At 65.1% G+C, this 19,912-nt stretch carries 10 protein-coding genes and 1 pseudogene; 7 read left to right on the top strand and 4 right to left on the bottom strand.

Annotation, left to right across the window (positions count from 1 at the left end; translation table 11 throughout):
* Positions 1 to 44 precede the first annotated feature (44 nt).
* A pseudogene (locus QP089_RS34160) lies at positions 45 to 667 on the top strand (IS1634 family transposase); the annotation flags it as partial.
* A gap of 182 nt (positions 668 to 849) precedes the next feature.
* Here the strand turns inward: QP089_RS34160 and QP089_RS34155 are convergent.
* The gene (locus QP089_RS34155) at positions 850 to 2,436 is read right to left on the bottom strand and encodes a carboxylesterase/lipase family protein (RefSeq protein WP_285917347.1); all 1,587 of its coding nucleotides are present in this window, start codon (positions 2,434 to 2,436) and stop codon (positions 850 to 852) included.
* 192 nt (positions 2,437 to 2,628) lie between these two features.
* On the opposite strand from QP089_RS34155, the gene QP089_RS34150 reads away from it, so the two are divergent.
* From QP089_RS34150 to QP089_RS34140, 3 genes are all read left to right on the top strand, one after another.
* Positions 2,629 to 3,393, top strand: a complete 765-nt coding sequence (locus QP089_RS34150) for a TetR/AcrR family transcriptional regulator (protein ID WP_285917345.1) — start codon at positions 2,629 to 2,631, stop codon at positions 3,391 to 3,393.
* A 966-nt stretch (positions 3,394 to 4,359) separates the two neighbouring features.
* Entirely contained in the window at positions 4,360 to 4,602 is a 243-nt protein-coding gene (locus QP089_RS34145; protein ID WP_285917343.1) for a hypothetical protein, read from the top strand.
* Between the two features lie 450 nt (positions 4,603 to 5,052).
* Positions 5,053 to 5,601 (top strand): ATP-binding protein, encoded by a 549-nt coding sequence (locus QP089_RS34140; protein ID WP_285917341.1) that lies wholly within the window; start codon positions 5,053 to 5,055, stop codon positions 5,599 to 5,601.
* On the opposite strand, the gene QP089_RS34135 is transcribed toward QP089_RS34140, so the two are convergent.
* Positions 5,590 to 6,407, bottom strand: a protein-coding gene (locus tag QP089_RS34135) for an IS5 family transposase (protein WP_446474109.1) whose coding sequence is annotated in 2 segments (ribosomal slippage) — positions 5,590 to 6,057 and positions 6,060 to 6,407 — 816 coding nt in all. Because the reading frame shifts where the segments join, the coding sequence is not laid out codon by codon here. The genes QP089_RS34140 and QP089_RS34135 overlap by 12 nt on opposite strands.
* 539 nt (positions 6,408 to 6,946) lie before the next feature.
* On the opposite strand from QP089_RS34135, the gene QP089_RS34130 reads away from it, so the two are divergent.
* Both QP089_RS34130 and QP089_RS34125 read left to right on the top strand, forming a co-directional pair.
* Positions 6,947 to 10,447: a LamG domain-containing protein gene (locus tag QP089_RS34130; RefSeq protein ID WP_285917339.1), complete on the top strand. Its 3,501-nt coding sequence runs from the start codon at positions 6,947 to 6,949 to the stop codon at positions 10,445 to 10,447.
* 105 nt (positions 10,448 to 10,552) lie between these two features.
* A complete protein-coding gene (locus tag QP089_RS34125) occupies positions 10,553 to 17,569 on the top strand; it encodes an RHS repeat-associated core domain-containing protein (protein ID WP_285917337.1) in 7,017 nt (2,338 codons plus the stop codon).
* Between the two features lie 273 nt (positions 17,570 to 17,842).
* Here the strand turns inward: QP089_RS34125 and QP089_RS34120 are convergent, their stop codons facing one another.
* Positions 17,843 to 18,208: a transposase gene (locus QP089_RS34120; protein ID WP_353070661.1), complete on the bottom strand. Its 366-nt coding sequence runs from the start codon at positions 18,206 to 18,208 to the stop codon at positions 17,843 to 17,845.
* A 439-nt stretch (positions 18,209 to 18,647) separates the two neighbouring features.
* Here QP089_RS34120 and QP089_RS34115 point away from each other — a divergent pair, with 439 nt between their 5' ends.
* Entirely contained in the window at positions 18,648 to 19,097 is a 450-nt protein-coding gene (locus QP089_RS34115; protein ID WP_285917332.1) for a hypothetical protein, read from the top strand.
* A gap of 141 nt (positions 19,098 to 19,238) precedes the next feature.
* Here the strand turns inward: QP089_RS34115 and QP089_RS34110 are convergent, their stop codons facing one another.
* Positions 19,239 to 19,778: a hypothetical protein gene (locus QP089_RS34110; RefSeq protein ID WP_285917331.1), complete on the bottom strand. Its 540-nt coding sequence runs from the start codon at positions 19,776 to 19,778 to the stop codon at positions 19,239 to 19,241.
* Between the last annotated feature and the right edge of the window lie 134 nt (positions 19,779 to 19,912).

Here is a 19,912-nt window from a genome sequence, read left to right as displayed (position 1 = left end):
GGCGATCGCGACACCCATCCCGGATCAAAGCCCTGCATGTAAGGGACAGCCTGCGCGTGCTGGAGGAGGCGGGGGGCGACGCGGCGTCGTATGCGACGGTGAAACGGCGGCTGCCGGTGTTTGCCGAGCGGGCGTGGCGGCAGCCGCTTGAGGTGGCGTGCCCGGCTGGGCCCGGCCTGCCTGGTGCTGCATGACGTGTCGACGCTGTATTTCGAACCGATCAGGGCGACGGGCTCCGCGAGCCGGGGTTCTGCAAGGAGCGCAGGCTGGACCCGCAGGTTACGATCTGGCTGCTGACCGATGCGTTCATGACCACCCACCACCTGGCCGACGTCACCATCGTCGCGGACGCGGGCATGATCTCCGACGCCAACAAACAGGCCATCGAGCAAGCGGGGCTGTCGTTCATCCTCAACGTGCAGATCGGTGATGTCCCGTATGTGGTGAAACAGTGGCGGCGCGAGCACTGCGACGCCGGGATCCCCGATGGGCACATCTTCACCCAGCCCTGGCCGTCGGCACCACCGGCGCCCGGCGGGATCAGGTGATCTACTACCAGTACCGTGCCGACCGGGCCCGCCGGACCCTGCGCGGGATCGATCAGCAGGTCGCCAAGGCCCGGGCGCCGGCCGGGCTCAAGGGCTACATCACCAGCCTCGACGCGACGGCGGAGTTCGGCCTGCAGCCCGTTGCGACACGACCCACGCGCCCCATTTGCTGATAGCACTTACAGCGTGTCGCCGTGCCCCGTCGGTGCTCCCCGCCACGCGTGCGGGGAGCGCCGCTGGACGCCGGGAGCGGTCAGCGGTTCGTCGGGCCATCCCCGTGCGCGCGGTCCGCATTACGCGATCAGTTGCCGATTGAGGCCCAGAAGGTGCACTTGTGCTCCTGGGCGAGATCTGCTGACCCGATTGCGCTCGGCGCCAGCGATTGGACCTGTTCGCCTCCTTGGAATGGCGGCCAATACGGCAAGTTGCGACCATTCGGGTTTCCCGTATGCGCGAATTGACTCCAGTAACGCATCATCTGATTCGAGAGCCTGCGTTGCGCGCCTGTTGCCGGCCCGGGAAGCTGCTCGTCGTCGAAGAGGTACTGAAGCTCGGCACCGTGAAATGCGCCGGTGGGAAAATTCGGCTTCGACAGGGTGGTGAACCATGGGGCATTCTCGTCGCTGAATTCATAAGCGTAGACGGGTACGTGTGCGGACAGTGCGCGGTTTCGATCAAGAACAGGGCAGGCCCACGCCCAGTCCGTCACGACGGTGGAAAGCGCCTCGCCAGCGGAGTGAAAATGATCGCTGGGGTAACGAGCCAGGATCCGCGCGGCGTCGGTCGGCCCGAAGAGCGTGTGGATTTCCTCCTGGTAGCTGGCATCGGTCGTCTGCTTGCCTGTCGCGGCCTCGATGGCGGCGGTGAAGAGGCGATGTTCGTCGCGCGTGATGCCTTGGATGAGCGGCACGCGATTGAAATGGCCTGTGGCGAATGCCTTTTGCGGGCTGAGGGGAAGCACGCCGCCACCCGTTGTAGGCCCGGATCCGATGCCGTCGTCGGACCACTTGGCGAGTTTCTCCACTGATTTTATGTCCCGCAGGCAGGCCGCGGCTGTACGGACATTGGGACAGCCGAGTTCGGAGGCGACGTCGAGTCCGTGCTGCTCACGCTCCGTGCGCGGCAGTGGGAACCAGGTCGGTGGACCCGGTGACCATTTTCTCCCAGTGCATTCCGCACTCTGCACGATCGCCTTCTGGAAGAGCCCTGCCGAGCCGGGAGCCGCCAGATGGGAGCAGACGCTTGTACCTCCGGCCGACTCGCCGAATATGGTGACGTTTGCCCGATCGCCACCGAACGCCGCGGCGTTACGCTGGACCCATCGCAGCGCAGCCTGCTGGTCCTCGAGCCCGAAGTTGCCCGAAAGATGCCGGGCCGCACCGTGATCGAGGGCCGGATGTGCAAGGAATCCGAAGATGCCCAGGCGGTAATTGGGTGACACCACGATCACGTTGCCCGTGCTCGCCAGGCGCTGTGCGTCATAGAGGCCTCCGGCGCCGTTGATGAAGCCGTTGCCGTGGATCCACACCATCACCGGTAGTTTGCGAGCGCTGCTGTGGCGAGGCGTCGTGACGTTGAGGTAGAGGCAGTCCTCAGTAATGCTGGCCTTGTCGATCAATCCCTCCGCTTGCGCGCACCGGTTGCCGGGCTGGGTCGCGTCCCTGATGCCTGACCACGATGCGGCACGCCGTGGAGAGGCCCAGCGCAGCGGCCCGGTCGGTGGGGCCGCGTACGGGATTCCCTGGAACAGCCGCGAGCTCGCGGTGAGCGTGCCGCGTACGGCGCCGGCATCGGTTGAAATCACCGTGGAGTGATCGTGGCCCGTCCCGGCCTGGTTCGCCGACGTGGCACCGGCCGCTCCGGCGCATGCCGAGGCGCCGAAGAGCACCGCGGTGGCGAGTAGTGTCCGCAGGTGACCTGGCACGGTGGGCTGCGAACGGTCGCGGCCTGTTGTTGGGCCCTGCATGAGCCGTCTCAAGTGTTCACGTCCCGATCCTCTTCGTGTAAGGTACACACGAATAAAAGTGTAAGGGACGCACAAAGTCAAGCGTTCGGCGAGATCTGTGAGGGCGATCCACTGATGTCAACTGGCGTTGATCCGCAGGAGCTGCCGCCGGGGTTGGCCCTCGCCTGGGGCCTGCCCATCAAGACGAGCAAGCTCGGGAGGCCGCCGTCCCAAAGCGTCGAGCAGGTCGTCGAGGCGGCCATCGACCTGGCCGACGCGGATGGCTTCGCGGCGCTGTCGATGCCGAAGCTCGCCAAGAAACTCGGGCTCACGGCCAACGCGATCTACCGATATGTCAGATCCAGGGATGAGCTGCTGGTGCTGGTCGCCGAGACCGGATGGGGCCCCGCACCGGATCTGGTGTCGGGCGCCGACCGCTGGCGAACCGCGGCGACGACCTGGACCCAGGCGATGATCGACCGGTGCGGTGTCCATCCCTGGCTGGTGGACCTGCCCGTCCGGGGCGCGCCGATGACGCCGAACCTGCTGCGCTGGACCGAGGTCATTCTGGAAACCCTTACCGGCGCCGGGCTCAGCCCCAAGGAGGCAATTCAGTGCGCCTTGCTGCTCGATGTATATGCACGCCGGATCGCCGGCATACGCCGCGACCTCAGGCAGAGCAGCGCGGGCTCCGTAAAATCGACCGCCGTGCAGGATTTCCTGCTGCCATTGCTGCGCGAGCACGGATATCCCATTGTGGCGGCCTTGATGCTGGGCGGTGATTATTCAGATGATATCGACGACAGTGACGTGACTTTCGGCCTAACTCGAATTCTGGACGGCATAGACGGCCTCCTTCCGGGGAGCGGAAATCACCACACCGCCGACCCTGCCGGCTAATTTGCTGAGCGGGTGAGTGACGTTTGGGATCGACGGGCTCCCTTTCATGCTCAAACAGGCATGATGACGCGGCAGACACGAAGCACCTCGAAGATCACGGACTGTGTCAAGGGCCATGATCATCAGATTCCGTACCTGTAGTCTGTTATACGACCCGACTACGCCACGCGCTCAAACAGATCCACCGCCCGGAATGCGCGCACTAAATTGAGCCAAGTCAGGCAGAATATGGGAAGGTCGTCAGTGGGAGGACCGGCGTGGCTGCCCCTCCTCGCATCCTGTGTGGGTGAAGCCTCCCCTCATTGGATCGACTGGCCGAATCGGAGACGTTCTCGGCGATTCTCGTTCTGCCGCGCGAACCGGATAGTGAGAAATTCGCCAGCAAAAAGCCAGGAGTGGAGGCATGTGATCACGCCAAAAGAAGGCCGCGACGGGGCCAAGCCGCTGCAGCGCCGAGCGAAGCTCAGCGGTGGGCGGCGAGGCGAGAACTGAGAATCCGATTCTGCGACCAGGAGTACGAAGAGTTTTACGATGTGGCGACGCGAACCGGTCTCGCCTGTAGTGCCTTCGTCGTGAAGACGGTTCGCACTGCGATTCGCGAGCGGCGGCCGGTGGACGGGGCCCTCGTCGCATTGCATGCGAACTGCGGAATGCCAGCCGTCAGGTGAATGCGGTCGGGGTGAACCTCAACCAGCTCGTGCGCCATGCCGACGCCCACGGCCATGTCCCGGAATCGGTGGAGTGGTTGGCGGCGTACTGCTTTCAGGCGGTGCGGCGGGCGGAACCCGTCATCGTCGAACTCGGGAGCCGCGATCTTGAAACCAGCGAAGATGCAGGTCAACGGCCACATCCATGCCCCGCGAACGACCGTAGCACCCCAGCTGCCGACCACCCCAACGGGCACGATCAGGGCACGGCGCTCCGGCTCCGCGCTGGGCGTCGGACTCCTCATCTAGCATGGCAGCCATGACCGAACTCCCGGTAGGCGACGATCATCAGGTGATCCGCCTCGGCGGCGAGGCCGCCGTGGTCGTCCCGCTCGACGAGTACCGCCGGCTGCGTGAACTCGAACGTCGCGCGCAGCTCGCCGAGCAAGCCGACGCGGAAGAGGCGGAGGCCCTGGCCGAGTACCGCGCACAGCAGGACACGGGGACGGTGACGGCGATCCCGCGAGACGAGGTGCGGCGCCGGTTCGGGCTCACCAACTGATGACCTACAGCGTCACATGGAGTGAACGGGCTGTCTCCTCCGGCTCCCGCTACCTCTCGGACGATGCCAAAGGCTTGGCCCAGGTCATGACCGCTACCGATCTGCTCGCCGACAACCCTCGTCCCGATTGTTCCTTCCCCTACGCGAGCGATGCGCCCGCGGCTCCGAGGGCGAGGACGCCGAACGCCGTGGCCGCGATCTTCCGGCTGAGCTTCATGTTCGCCGGCCTGGGACGGGCCGGACTGATTCCAAGAACGAGTCGCGGCCCCACCTAGGCGTGAGCTGTGGCGCCACCGCTGGAGCGACCGATGCCGTTCCAGCTTGTTCTGACCCCACCTGAGGGGTTGCGGTGGGACGCTGAGCGTGCTCCGAGCGTGAGGGAGCGCCGATGGCTCGGATGACCGAGGTGGAGCTGTTTGCCGCGAACGGCGGGACGCTCGGCTGGAAGCCATGGGCATCCGCGCGTTGGCCCGCAAGAACGGGGTGCACCGGCGGATGGTGCGCGAGGCGCTGACCTCGGCGTGGCCCAAGGAGCGCAAGCGGATGCCGCCGACGCGGTCGCGGCTGGATGCGTTCAATCCGGCGATCGATCAGATGCTGTGGGCGGATCTGGACGCGCCGCGCAAGCAGGTCAACGAGCTGGTCGAGGCCGCCGACGAGCGGATCGTCAAGAAGACCATCACCCGCTACGGCCGCGTCGACCTGCTCTGCATCGATGAGCTCGGCTACCTCGAACTCGACAAACGCGGCACCGACCTGCTGTTCCAGATCCTGGCCGACCGAGAAGAGACCGCCATCGCCGTTGCCTCCAACGAATCCTTCGGCAAAGTGCACATGTTCGCGCGAATGTGTGTCAGGCAGCACCGAAACTGCACGGGTCCGGCGTGCAGCGAATTCGGCGAGTATGGGGATGCCCTTATGCCCGATTCATTCGCTCCGAGCGATGAGTTGTTGAGTAGATCGGAACGGGGAGATTTAGAGCGTGTCTCACGTGGGTAGTTTTGTGAGCTTCTTGTAGCAGGTGATGGCGGCGGCGAGGGCGAGGAAGGCATTGAACAGGTGGCCGTGGCGTTCGTAGCGGACGGTCAGACGCCGGTAGCCGAACAGCCAGGCCGGCGTCCGTTCGATCATCCAGCGGTGGCGGCCCAGGCGTTCGCTCGATTCGACGCCCGCTCGGGCGATCCGCGGGACGATCCCGCGTCTGCGCAGCCAGGCCAGATGCTCGGCGGAGTTGTAAGCCTTGTCAGCGCGGACTTTGACCGGCCTGCGCCGGCGCGGCCCCCGCCGGGACCGGATCGCCGGCAATGCCATCAGCAGCGGCTTGAGTGCCTGGCTGTCGTGGACGTTGGCCGCCGATACCGCGACCACCAGTGGCAGCCCGGCGGCGTCGGACAGTACGTGGAGTTTGCTGCCCTTCTTGCCTCGATCGACCGGATTGGGGCTGGTCAGCGTGCCCCCCTTTTCGCGCGAACGGCCGCGGCGTCCACGATCGCCGACGCCCAGTCCACCTGCCCCCGCGCACCCAACTCGTCCAGCACCGCGCGATGCAGCCGCGGCCACAACCCCGCTCGCGTCCAGGCGGTGAACCGGCGATGCGCGGTCGGCACACTGACACCGAACTCCGCAGGCAGATGCCGCCACGCACACCCGCTGGTCAGCACGTACACGATCGCGGTGAACACCGCCCGATCATCCACCGCCGCCGTCCCGCCACCCTGCCGCCGCGGCCTGAACGCCGGTATCAGCGGCTCAGCAAGCTCCCACAACTCATCCGGCACCAGACGCAACGCAAGATCCGACAACACGATCCCGCATTATCCCGCAGAACACACGCAACCCACGTGAGACACGCTCTTAGGCAGCGTTGCGCTCGTTGAGGACTCAGCTGGCGCGGACCGATGCGGGTCAGAGCCGCCTGGAAGCCCTGGTGTACAGCGAGGGTCTGGTGCAGCGGTAAGCGCGCTGACCGCTCCCAGGGCCACAGGATTACGACCACCATTGTCATCACGGTACGTAACGGCCTGCTGCCTATTGTTGGGCACGAGCGTTGCTGAGCAGCGGAAACTTCGCAGACTGTCGCGAAGGCGTGTATCGCAATCAAGAGAAGACGCCTAGACGGTCACGTAGGGCTACGACGACGGCTAGTGATATAGATCACAAAACGTAGATCATCTGGCATCTTTACGAAGGTTAACTAACCGCTTACCTTGAGGGAGCTTTATCCGCCCTTTATGTCCTTGGGGTCTTTGTGCGCCTTCGTGTTGTCGGTGCTGTGCGTCGCCGTGCGCCCGGTTCCAGGTCGCTGGTGTTGCGGCGTCCGGCTTGGTCAGTCGGGGCGCTGGCAGTGCTGCTGGTCGCGGCGCTGCTGCAGATCCCGGGCCTGGCGGCCGCGCCGGCCGCGCGAGCGGATGACACCGTGCCGACGTCGGCGGCGACCGAGCAGCAGGCGTTGAAGGCGGCTCGGGATTCGGGCGAGCCCGTGGAGGTGCTGGCCGAGCGGGGTGAGAGCCGTACGGTTCGGGCATTGCCGAACGGGCGGATGGAGGTCGAGCAGCACATCCAGCCGATCCGCACCCGCAAGGACGGCAGGTGGGCCGACATCGACACCACCCTGCACCGTTCGGGGGATGCGATCGTGCCGGCAGCGACGGCAGTCGGGCTGTCGTTTTCTGAAGGCGGCAGCGGCCCGATGGTGCAGATGACCCGCGCGGGCCGCAAGCTGGCGTTGACGTGGCCGCAGCCGCTGCCCGAACCGACTCTCGCCGGTGACACCGCCACCTACAAGGGTGTGCTTGGCGACGGCGTTGATCTGCAGTTGCGGGCGCAGGCGGACGGGTTCGCCCACACGCTGGTGGTCAAGACCGCCGAGGCCGCCAAGGACCCGCGGCTCACGCAGCTGGCGTTGGCGCTGTCGGCTCCGGGGCTGTCGGTGACGCAGGAAGCATCCAGCGGGGTGCTGACCGCGAAGACGTCCGCCGGGATGGGTGTGTTCGATGCGCCGTCCCCGATGATGTGGGACTCCACCAAGGCGCCGACGCCCAGCCAGGGATCGGCGACGGCGACCACCCCGCAGGCACGCGCCATGGACACCAGCGAGGGACCGGCGGAGGGCGCCAAGAGCGCACCGGTCAAGGTCGCGGTTTCCGACGGCAAGCTCACCCTGGCTCCCGACCAGAACCTGCTGACGGCGGCGGACACCACGTTCCCGGTGTACATCGACCCGGTGTGGGGCGCCAAAAAGGCCTCTGACTGGGGAATGGTGTCGTCGGGGTATCCGAACCAGAGCTACCACCAGTTCAATGGCAAGTCGACCGAGGGCGTCGGTCGCTGTGAGGTGGCCAAGGACGGCAACTGCGTCATCAACCAGACCAAGCGGCTGTTCTACAAGGTGGCGCTGCCGTCGCTGAAGGGCCGCTACGTCCAGTCGGTGGAGTTCACCGCTTTCGAGACCGGCGCCTATGACTGCAAGAACCCCACCTCGATCCAGTTGTGGCGGACCCTGCAGTTGAAGTCGTATGCCACCTGGAACAACACGGTCGGGGGATGGAACGACGGCGGCGCCTGGGGTGAGCATCTGGACTCGCGTGATGTTGCGCACTGCTCGAGCACGGCGGTGGAGTTCGGCGGGTCTTTGCTGCAGCAGCATGTGCAGTCGGCGCTGGACAAGGGCTACGGCGACATCACGTTCGGGTTGAAGGCCTACAGCGAGTCGTCGATGGATTGGTGGAAGCGGTTCTCCGACGACGCCTACCTGTCGATTCAGTACAACAACCCGCCCAACACCCCCAACTACCAGACGATGAGCACCACGCCGGGTGGAGGCTGCGCGCCGCAAAGCGATCCGGTCGTCATCAACAAGGTGCCGACCCTTAACGCGTTCTTCTCCGACCCCGATGACGAGGACGCCAACAAGGTTGAGCCGGAGTTTGCCGCCAATTGGGACACCGGTGACGGCAAGGGCTTCGTCCAGCGGTGGACATCGGGGCTGATCGCACCGCCGACCAAGACCGGTACTCAGCGGCATGTCACCCTGCCGAGCACGATTCCGCAGAAGACCCTGATCGGTTGGCATGCGCGGGCGTGGGACGGGGAGCAGTACGGGCCCTGGTCCTCGACCGGGACGGCGCCGGCCTGCTACTTCACCTACGACCCGGCGAAACCGGCGCCGACCATCACCTCTACCGACTACCCCGATGACGATCAATGGCATGGTGGCGTCGGGCAGGTGGGCTCGTTCACGATCACCGACCCGGAGAAGGTGGCCGACCGGTACGAGGTCAGACTCAACCAGGTGGTGCTGATGACGGTGGCGACCACTGCCGGTGCCGCCCGGACCGTCAAGCTCGCCCCGAACCGGTACGGACCCAACTCGGTGACCGTGCTGGCGCTCGCCCCGTCGGGGCAGGATTCCGCGACGGCGAGCATCAACTTCCTGGTCAACGAGGGAACTCCAGCCAAGGCGCATTTCAAGCTGGACGAAAGTGCCGGCTCAACCACGGCGGCGGCGCAAACCCGCGACGGGGAACCAACGATCACCGCGACCGTTCACGGCAGCGCGACTTTCGGGGGCAAGGGGCAGATCGACACTGCTCTGGCCTTGAACGGTTCCGGTTACGCCGGAACTGACGGACCGGTGCTGGACACCAGCAAGCAGTTCGCGGTGTCGGTGTGGGTGCGGCTGACCCAGGCGGGCGTGACCCGCACCGTGCTCAGCCAGGACGGGACGTCCAAGAGCGGCTTCTACCTCAAGTACGAAGGCGGGCTGAACAAGTGGGTCCTGTCGATGGTGAAGTCCGACTCTGAGGAGACCGGCTCCTACCAGGCGGTGTCGGCGAAACCGGCGGAGTTGAACACCTGGACCCATCTGATCGGGGTGTACGACCAGACCAACCATCTGCAGATCTACGTCAACGGTGAACGCGGCACCGCGAGCCCGGCGGTGCCGGCGGCGTGGAACGCCGCCGGCGGGTTCCAAATCGGTCGCAGCAAATGGCTGGGCAACAACGCCGACCAGTGGACGGGATCGATCGACGACGTGCAGGTCTTCGACCGGATCATCTCCGGCCCGGAGATCGCAGCCCTGTACCAGCAGGCCCCGATCCTTATGGCCCGCTGGAAGCTCAACGCGGCGACTGGCGCGCTCAGCCCCGGCGAAAGCCGCGATGGGGGAACGGTGCCGCCGCTGACGTTGCAAAACAAGGCGGCCATCGTCGAAGGCGCCGGCTTCAAGGACCCGTACGCCTCGGCAGCAGGACTGCAGCTGGACGGGCTGGGCGCCTTCGCCTCGACCGACACACCGCCCATCTCTACCGACGAGAGCTTCACCCTGACCGGCTGGGTGCAGAACCTCGCCTCCCGTCCGCAGAAGACCGCCACAGTGTTCTCGCTCCCAGGAAAGACAGCCAACGCATTCGCGCTCCGCTACGTCCCGGACGCGAAGGAACCAGCCGATCTGGGTGTCTGGCAACTGGAAATGAACAACGCCGACCTGCCGGCCACCGATGCCTCCAAGCCACAGGTGCTGACTAGCAACTCCGCTTACACCGAGGACGACTGGGACCACATCGCGATCGTCTACGACGCGACCAACCGGACGATGACCCTGTACATCAACGGGTCCGCGACGAACGGTCGGGACGGTGACTCGGCGGCCGGAAACGTCCATACCTTCAAGGGCACCGGCGGCCTGCAGGTCGGCCGGAACGCACTCGGCGGCAGCGGTGCGGGATCGGACTTCTGGCCTACAGCGCTGGATGACGTCTGGCTGTACCGCGGGGTTTTGACGCCCACTCAGATCACGCTGCTCGGACAGCAGATCGAGCTCGATACCGGCAACGGGCCCTAAACCGCACACAATGCGCGGCGCACACCTCGGTAACTGGTGCGGCCGCCCGACCTCTGTTCATCGACGGCGACGAATAGTGATCGCGCCCCGGATTTGGCGGGGCCGGTGCAGGCGCGTGTGCGCGGGAGGAATGACGTGATTACAGGTCGCAAGACCCTGCTGCTGTCCCGTCCGCGGGAGGCGCGCGCCGTTGCCGCGGTCATGGCCGTCGCGGTCGCTGCCGGGTTGTTGTCAGCCCCTCCGCCCGCGCTGGCCGCTCCGTCCTCGCAGCGTCCGGCCGCTCTCGAGCACGAGGATCCGATCAAGGGGCACGACCTTAAGGTCCGGCCACGCAAGAGCTCAACCTTGAAGCCGGGGCCTGCCGCCAAGGCCGCCTGGCCAAAAGCTGGCTCCAGCGAGGTGTCCCTTCCGACAGGATCCAAGCCGGGAGTGCGAGCTGGTTCTCTACCGGTGCGGGTCTTGCCCGCCGCCAAGAGCAAAACCCGCAGCCAGATAGAGGCTGCGGGGAAGGTGCGGGTGTCGATCCTGGACCGGGCCGCGGCCGCCAAGACGGGGTTGGACGGGGTGGCGTTCACCATGGCCCGGACCGATCAACCGCAAGCCGGGCAGGTCGGTGTCGAAGTCGACTACTCGCAGTTCGCGCAAGCGTTTGGTGGCGCGTACGGATCCCGATTGCGACTGTTTCAGGTCCCCGCGTGCGCGCTCAGCACCCCCGACAAACCCGAGTGCCACCTCGCGGCACCGCTGAAGGCCACCAACGACGGCACCAAGCAGACGCTCACTGCGCAGGTGACCGCTGCCCCCGCCAGCACATCGCCCCCTACATCGTCCGCCCCTGCAGCGGCTACACAGGCAGTAGGAACGCTACTGGTGGCGGCAGCTGGCTCGTCCGGCTCCCAGGGCGATTACAAGGCGACTTCGTTGGAGGCGTCGGCAACCTGGCAGGCCGGTGGAAGCGGCGGTGCCTTCACCTGGTCATATCCGATGCGGGTGCCGGCAGTGCCCGGTGGCCTAACCCCGAATGTGGCCGTCACCTACGACTCGGGGAGCGTGGACGGCCGCACCGCCAACACCAACGGGCAGCCGTCCTGGGTCGGTGAAGGATTCGACCTGTGGCCGGGATACATCCAGCGGGGCTACAAGTCCTGCGAAGACGACGGCGCCCCCAAGGATCAGTGGGGCAACTCCCCGGGAGACCAGTGCTGGGGGTATGACAACGCCACCATCACCTGGAACGGCAAGGGCGGCGAACTGATCAAAGCCTCCGATGGCACCTGGAGGCTCAAGGACGACGACGGCACCAAGTTCGAAAAGCTCACCAGCTCCTCGACCGGCAATGGCGACAACGATGGGGAGTACTGGAAGGTCACCACGACCGACGGCACCCAGTACTTCTTCGGCCTCAACCGCGTCCCCGGCTGGGCCTCGGGCAAGCCCGAAACCGACTCCACCTGGACCTCGCCGGTGTACGGCGACGACGATGACGAGCCCTGCCACAAGTCGACGTTCGCCGACTCCTGGTGTCAGCAGGCCTACCGGTGGAACCTGGACTACGTCGTCGACCCGGCCGGCAACGCCATCGTCTACAGCTACGCCAAGGAGACCAACTACTACGGCCGCAACCTCAAGGCCGAAGACGAAACCCCCTACACCCGCGGTGGCTACCTGAAGACGATCTCCTACGGGCTGCGCAAGGACACTCTGTTCGCCAAGGCTCCCGCGCAGGTCAGCTTCGACACCTCCGAGCGCTGCATCCCTGACGCGAACTTCAACTGCGACCCGGCCAAGATCGGCGACAAGCCGGACTACTGGTGGGACGTCCCCTGGGACGTGCACTGCGACTCCGGCCAGGAATGCAAGGACACCCACGGCACCCTCGCGCCGACGTTTTGGTCCCGCAAACGCCTCACGAGCGTGACCACCCAGATCCTCAAGCCGGACGGCTCAGGATATCGGCCGGTGGACTCCTGGGCGCTGACCCATGACTGGGGCTTGGCCGACATCGAACGTGACCTGCTGCTGACCAGCATCCAGCACACCGGGCACGCCGCCGACGGAACGACCGCCACGCTGCCGAAGGTGACCTTCGCCAACGTGCAGCTGCCCAACCGGCTGGACAAGATCGGCGACGACATCTTGAAGTACGTCCGCTACCGGGTCGGCGCGATCGATGACGAGTCCGGCGGACAGATCGACATCAGCTACTCCAAGCCGGAAACGAACTGCTCGCAGTCAGACCTGCCGACACCGGAGACCAATACCAGCCGCTGCATGCCGGTGATCTGGCAACCAGCCGGCAAGGACGACCCGATCACCGACTGGTTCCACAAATACGTGGTGACCAGCGTGATGCAGTCCGACCGCACCGGCGGATCGCCGGAAATGGTCACCAAGTACGAGTACTTGGGTGGCGCCGCCTGGCACTACGACGACGATGACGGGCTCACCAAGGAGAAGAACAAGACCTGGTCGCAGTGGCGCGGCTATGGCCAGGTCCGCACCTTCACCGGCCCCTACGCCAACCCCGCCACCCAGTCCGACGCCTTCTACCTGCGGGGGATGGACGGGGACCGCAAGAACAAGGATGGCGGCACCAAGACGGTCACCGTCTCCGACGGTGAAGGCGGCACTCACGCCGACCACGAGGCCTATGTCGGCTTCTCCCTCAAGACCGTCACCTACGACAAGCCCGGCGGCGCCGTCTACTCCAAGACCGTCAACACCCCCTGGAAGGCGCAGACCGCGTCGCGGACCCGGTCGTGGGGCACCACCACCGCCAACGTCACCGCCATCGGCTCCACCCAGACCTGGACCGCCAAGGACGGCGGTGGCTGGTCCCAGACCAAGACCAACAACACCTACGCCAACTCCGGGTCCGGTGTCGGCCGCGTCACCATGGTCGAAGACTTGGGTGACGTCACCACCGCCACCGACGACAGGTGCGCCCGCACCAGCTACGCCGACAATGCCGGCGCCTGGATGCTGAACTATCCCTCCCGCGTCGAGACCGTCGCGGTGAACTGCTCGACCACTCCCGACCGCTCTAAGCAGGTCATCTCCGATACGCGCACCTACTATGACAACGGCGGCTTCGGGGACGGCCCGACGGTCGGCAATGTCACCAAGACTGACGAGATCGCCTCCCACAACGGCACCACCGCCACCTATGTGACCCAGGCCGAAAGCCGCTACGACGCCTACGGGCGGACCACGCAGACCACCGACGCCGCCGGGCATGTCACCACCACCGTCTACACCGATCCTCAAGGCCTCACCACCCAGGTGACCACGACCGGGCCGCCCGCCAAGCCGGGAGACTCCACCACCTCGCTGACCACCACCCAGCAACTCGACCCGGCCTGGGGAGAGCCCGTCACCAGCCTGGACGTCTCCAACGGCAACCTGCGCACCGACCTGACCTACGACCCGCTCGGTCGGCTGACCAAGGTGTGGCTGCCCGACCGCAGCAAAGCCACCGACGACCCCACCTACGAATACTCCTACCGCTTCACCGACGGGCAGATCGTCGCGGTCACCAGCAAGTCCCTCACCGCCGACGGCCATCAGAAACTCGCTCAGATCGAGCTGCTGGACGGTCTGCTGCGCCCCCGGCAGGTCCAAGCCCCCGGACCCGATGGTCGGCTGATTTCCGAAACCTTCTATGACGACCGCGGCCAGGTCGCCAAGACCTACGCCACCTACACCGCCTCGGGTGCTCCCGAAGCGACCCTGTTCGGCGTTGACGTCCCTGGCAAGATCGAAACCCAGACCCACGCCCAATACGACGGGCTGGGCCGCAAGACCGTCGAAAGCCTGAGCACCGAGAACGGTGACCAGCCCGCCAGCGAACTGTTCCGCACCACCTACGACTACGGCGGCGGCAACCGCGTCTCGGTCACCCCACCCAACGGCGGCATGCCCACCGCGCAGATCACCGACGCCCGCGGGCAGGTCGTCGAAAAGCGGCAGTACAAGGCCGCCACCCCCACTGGCGACTACGACGCCACCAAATACACCTACACCCCGGCCGGCGAGCTCGCTTCGATCACCGACCCGTCCGGGAACACCTTCACCACCACCTACGATCTGCGCGGCCGCACAATCCACACCACCGATCCTGACAAGGGCGCCACCAGCTACACCTACAACGACCTGGACCAGGTCACCTCCACCACCGACGCCCGCGGCAAGAAAATCTTCACCGACTACGACGGGCAAGGCCGCAAAACCGCCACCCATGACGGGGCTGCCAACGGGCCGGTCCTGGCGTCTTGGACCTACGACACCGCCACCCGCGGCAAGGGCCAACTCGCCTCAGCCACTCGCCACACCGCCGACGGCGACTACGTCACCAGCTACCCCAAGTACGACACCCTCGGACGTCCCCAAGGCTCTCTCCTCACCGTGCCCGCCTCCCAGGGGGCCCTCCAGGGCAAGTACGCCTTCACCACCACCTACAACGCCGACGGAACCGTCAAGGGCCAAGGCATGCCCGCAGCCGGAGGGCTCCCCAGCGAGGCCATCGTCTACAGCTACGACAGCTGGCAGCGCCCCACAGGAGTGACCGGCAACACCACCTACATCAACGCCGCCGAGTACACCCCCACCGGCAAACTCACCGTCCTGGAATACGGATCCGACCCCGCCAAGCAGACCTGGCAGAGATTCGGCTACGAGCACGGCACCCAACGCCTGAACAACGTCCGCACCAACCGCGCGGGCATCAACGGCGCCGACCACAACGCCACCTACCACTACACCGATGCCGGCACCATCACCTCCATCACCGACACCTCCCTCGACGGCGTCGACAACCAGTGCTTCAGCTATGACCATCTCCAACGCCTCAGCGACGCCTGGACCCAAGGCACCAGTGACGCCTGCGCCGACAGCCCCGCCACCTCGCTGATCGGCGGACCCGCACCCTACTGGCAGACCTACACCTACGACACCGCAGGCAACCGCAAAACTGAAACCCTCCACGGCATCGGCGGCAAGACCGACACCACCCGCACCTACACCTACGCCGACCCCGGCCACGGCAACCGCCTCAACAAGGTCGTCCAGACCGGCGGCCAAGGCGACCGCACCGACACCTACCAATACGACGACGCCGGCAACACCACCACCCGCGCCATCGGCTACAGCCCCACCAACACCGGCCAAACCCTCGACTGGGACACCGAAGGCGAACTGACCAAGGTCACCGAAAACGGCACCACCACCAACTACATCTACGACGCCGACGGCAGCACCCTCATCCGCAAAGACGCCACCGGCTCCACCCTCTACCTGCCCGACGGCACCGAACTCCGCGCGTCGACCGGCGCCGCCACCGCCACCGGCACCCGCTACTACACCTTCGCCGGCCAGACCGTGGCGATGCGGACCTCCGACGGCACCCTCACCTACCTCACCGCCGACGCCCAAGGCACCGCCCAAGTCGCCATCAACGCCTCCACACTGCAATCCACGGTCCGCCGCTTCGACCCCTTCGGTGCTGTACGCGGCCTCGATGACGACGCCACCTGGCCCAATGACAAGGGCTTCGTCGGCGGCACACAACAGCCCTCAGGCCTGACCACGCTCGGCGCCCGCCAGTACGACCCCGACACCGGCCGCTTCATCTCCGTCGACCCCCTCATGGACCCGGCCGACCCCCAGCAGATGAACGGCTACACCTACGCCAACAACAGCCCCATCACCAAAAGCGACCCCGACGGCGCCATGATCGTCGACCCCGGTGGTGGCTGCGGCAACAGTTGCAATAACCATTCACGCGACTCCTACGGTGGCGGCGGCGGATCCGGCGGATCCGGCAATTCCTCCAGGGGCTACTACAGGCGCCACCGCAACTACACCTCAAGGCCAGTCACCCTGGGGCAGAATGACTGCAATATCATCATGGCCGCCGCGGCTGGCATCTGCCAAAAGCCCGGAGACATGATGGAACAGATGTTCATCGACAGCCTCCCCAAGCCACCTCCCGTACCTGGAGGTCTCAAGGGAGCTCTGAAGATCTGGGCGGATGCACTCGATCTTGTCTTCGACTGGAGTGACGCCGTAACCTGCGCCAAGGGTAAGAGTCTGGGCGCATGCATAATATTCGCACTCCAGTACGTTCCGGTCGGAGGGAAGGTGACCAAACCGGGAGCCAAGCTGATAAAAACGATCGCGCGGTCCGAAAGAGCCGGCAAAGTAGTTGATCGAGCCGCACGAATATTCAAGAAATGCGACAGCTTCGTTCCCGGTACCCAAGTGGTCCTCGCAGACGGCAGTCGCCGAAATATAGAAGACATCAAAGTCGGCGATGAAGTAATCGCTACCGATCCCGAAACAGGCGAGACCAATACCGAGCCTGTCCTCGATACCATCACCACTGAGAACGACAAGAAATTCGTACAGATCACGGTTGACACCGACCAGCCACGCCCATCATGGGCAACCAAGAACCGGCCTGAGCACACCAGCTCACTGACCCGCAAGGCCCATAAACAAGGCGCCATCATCGCCACCGATCACCACCTCTTCTGGGTGGCCGGAGACCTCAACACCTGGGTCAGCGCAAGCGAACTCAAGCCTGGCATGTGGCTGCGCACCAGCGCCGGCACTTACGTTCAAGTCACGGCCACCAAACACTGGACAGCCCACCACCAGCGCACCCACAACCTCACCATCGCTGACCACCACACGTACTACGTGGTCGCAGGAAATGCGCCTGTCCTTGTCCATAACTGTGACCAATGGAAGAAGCTTCTAAGGGAGCACCGCGACAATAAGTTCCTCTACAGAGGCGTTCCAGAGGGCCACCCTGGATTCGACAACGCCCTACAAGGCAGGGCTGAGCCCCGCGGGGGATCGAGTACCCCGGTCGAGCACAACGGGGGAAACACCGACAGTCCCTACACCTCCTGGACCACCACTCCTTGGACCGCGAAAAAGCACGCTTCCGGAAGATATCCAGGCGAAACTCCGGGTGTGGTTCTGCGAATCGAGCTGCCGACCCCGAACAACCCGCTTCGTCAGATGTGGCTATATGGCGAAGACGCGCACCACGAGAACGAAGTACTAGTAGAGAACGCAGTCGAAGGTGCGCAAGTGTTCGACATACGAGAGCGATAAAATGGGACAGCGAGAAACGGTGCTGCGGAGCAACGTGCAGAATGGAACACGGCCTGTTCAAGCGCCGCAGCCAGCATGGTGTCGTAGGCCCAATGAGCACGTAGGCCGGCCCCGTGGTTGACGGTGGAGACCTGGTGAGTGGGCGGCGCGGACCGTGCCGGGGAGCGGATCGGCGGGACTGCCATGAACAGCGGATTGAGCGCTTCGATGTCGGCGACGTTGGCGGCGGAGACGCCCACAAGCAGCCCCAGGGCGTCGGACAGGACGGGGAGTTTACTGTCCTTCATAGTGCAATCGACCGGATTGGGGCCGGTCAGCGTGCCCCCATTTTCGCCGAGACGGCGGCGGCGTCCACGATCGCGCTGATCCGGTCGACCGTGCCGCAGCCGCCCAGCTCGTCCAGCACGGCGCGGTGCAACCGCGACCACAGCCCATCCTGGTCCAGGCGGCGAACCGGCGATGCGCCGTCGATCGGGTGATGCCGAACTCGCCGGGTGACTGCCGCCAGGTGCAGCCGCTGGTCAGCATGTACACGATCGCGATGAGCACCAGCCGCTCGTCCAGCGACGCCGTCCCACCACCTTGCGGCTTCGGCGATAACCCTGGGATCAAGGGGCTCGACGATCTCCCACAGCTCATCAGGAACCAACCAGCGCGCAAGCTCTGACAAGACCATAGTCCGATATCATCCCGACTGATCACCGATAAACCACATGGAACACGCTCTTGTGTTGGCCGCATCGCGCTCTAGTCGACCGACACCCACCTGGAACCGTCCACCCATGCATTTGATCAAGTTTAGAACCATAACCGGCTGGACGCTCCACATCTGGCGCCACCTACCGGCTATAATGCCCTTTACGTGTAATCGCAGCAGGCTGCGATTCTTTTACAGAGAGACGTACTCGCGATGAAAGCATTCTGGATTGATGAGGAACGCGATCGGCCGGGCACGCCCGACCAGCTTAGCCGATTTATTGCCCATGTGCAGGGGCGTCGGACTCGGTTCGCTGAGGTATGGGAGCACCATGATGACCCCCAGGTTAGGATATTAGAGTTTGCTGCATTGGCTTGGGCTGTGGCAAACGTCCAGGTCGACGCGCTGTGGTACGTCCACCGTCATGGACGGGTGCTCAGTGCGGGCGTTGCGCCTTCCTTGTGGGACACGTCTTTGGTCGGGCAGGCCGAACTGGTGTCACCTTGGCCTACAGTCCTGGAGGAATCGGATGACTGGCGCGGTGGGGGAGAGTGGCGAGACTGGCTCACCGAGCCGAAACCCGGCGACCACCGTGACGCCGATGTTGTGCGTTACGTCTCACCTTATGACCGGGGAGCGGTCAAGATGCCCTTTTTGCTAAGCCGGTCAACAGTGACATTCCTGCTCCCAATCGATGGGCTACCGCAACTGCCTAACGAACTGCCGGACGACAACTCACTGGTTGAACTCGTGCGTCGCGCCGTCGCTGAACTCGTCTGCGAGATGAACCGGGTCGTTGCACCAATCCTCGAGAGGTTGCAGACCGGCTGAGCAGTCGCCTCCCAGGCTGCCAGCAAGTTGTTTTGGCCGGGCAGTGCGACGGTCAGGTGAGCGAAGGATGTCGCTGTCCGCCCGATTCATCTGTGATCAGAACTAAAATGCGGTAGCGGATAATCACGTTAACAGGAGAGGTCAGTCAGAGCCTTCTTCGGTACTGTCCTCGCGGGCTGCAGCTCGGGCCGCAGCTCCCCGCGCGGCGCCGGAACGGCTGGGGCCGACCTGGAGTTTGTAGACCCGCCGGAGCGGCTGCCCGTCGTTGAACTGGTCCTCAATCTGATCCACGATCTGGTTGATCGCATTGTGGAAGAGGGCGGCCAGGCTGGTGGGCAGCTGATCCTCGAGCTCGGGGTGGTTGTAGGTGAAGGCCTTGCAGAAGGCGACCGCGGCGCGGGCACGCTCGACGGTTCCCCGCGGTATGTAGACGCTCTTGGTGACTCTCTGCTGATCTCCGTCGCGGAAGGTGTAGGCGTCCTCGCCGAGATGAAGGGGGTCGGAGCGGATGACACCGACTGTGGGGGGCTGCTCGCTGCCCTTCTTCGCTGGGGCGCTCTTGTGGGGAGCGGACTTGCGGGTGCCGCCGCCGGTCTTGCCCGTGGTGGACTTTCTCGCCCGGGACGTGCGTCCGGGAGTCGGCGAGGTCGACTCGTCGTCGGACGGGGGCTTGGGCGGCATGGGCGTCCCCTTCGGCTGAGTGGATGCCATCAAGCCGATTGGGCATCATCGGCAAGTTGGACGTATTGAGCTGTGACCATGATGGACGATCGGGAGTCGATTTGCACGTCTGCGCCAGCGGACCGATGCAGACG

It is taken from the genome of Actinomadura opuntiae (assembly GCF_030283205.1).
In the GTDB taxonomy this organism is placed as follows: Bacteria; Actinomycetota; Actinomycetes; order Streptosporangiales; family Streptosporangiaceae; genus Spirillospora.
The sequence above is the reverse complement of the archived record's forward strand: the minus strand, read 5'-3'. Positions and strand labels throughout refer to the sequence as shown.

Excerpts from the sequence above, each read along its gene's own strand:
- QP089_RS34150 (WP_285917345.1), top strand. The coding sequence starts at position 2,629 with ATGTCAACTGGCGTTGATCCGCAGGAGCTGCCGCCGGGGTTGGCCCTC.
- QP089_RS34145 (WP_285917343.1), top strand. The coding sequence starts at position 4,360 with ATGACCGAACTCCCGGTAGGCGACGATCATCAGGTGATCCGCCTCGGC.
- QP089_RS34140 (WP_285917341.1), top strand. The coding sequence starts at position 5,053 with ATGGGCATCCGCGCGTTGGCCCGCAAGAACGGGGTGCACCGGCGGATG.
- QP089_RS34120 (WP_353070661.1), bottom strand. The coding sequence starts at position 18,208 with ATGAGCTGTGGGAGATCGTCGAGCCCCTTGATCCCAGGGTTATCGCCG.
- QP089_RS34110 (WP_285917331.1), bottom strand. The coding sequence starts at position 19,778 with ATGCCGCCCAAGCCCCCGTCCGACGACGAGTCGACCTCGCCGACTCCC.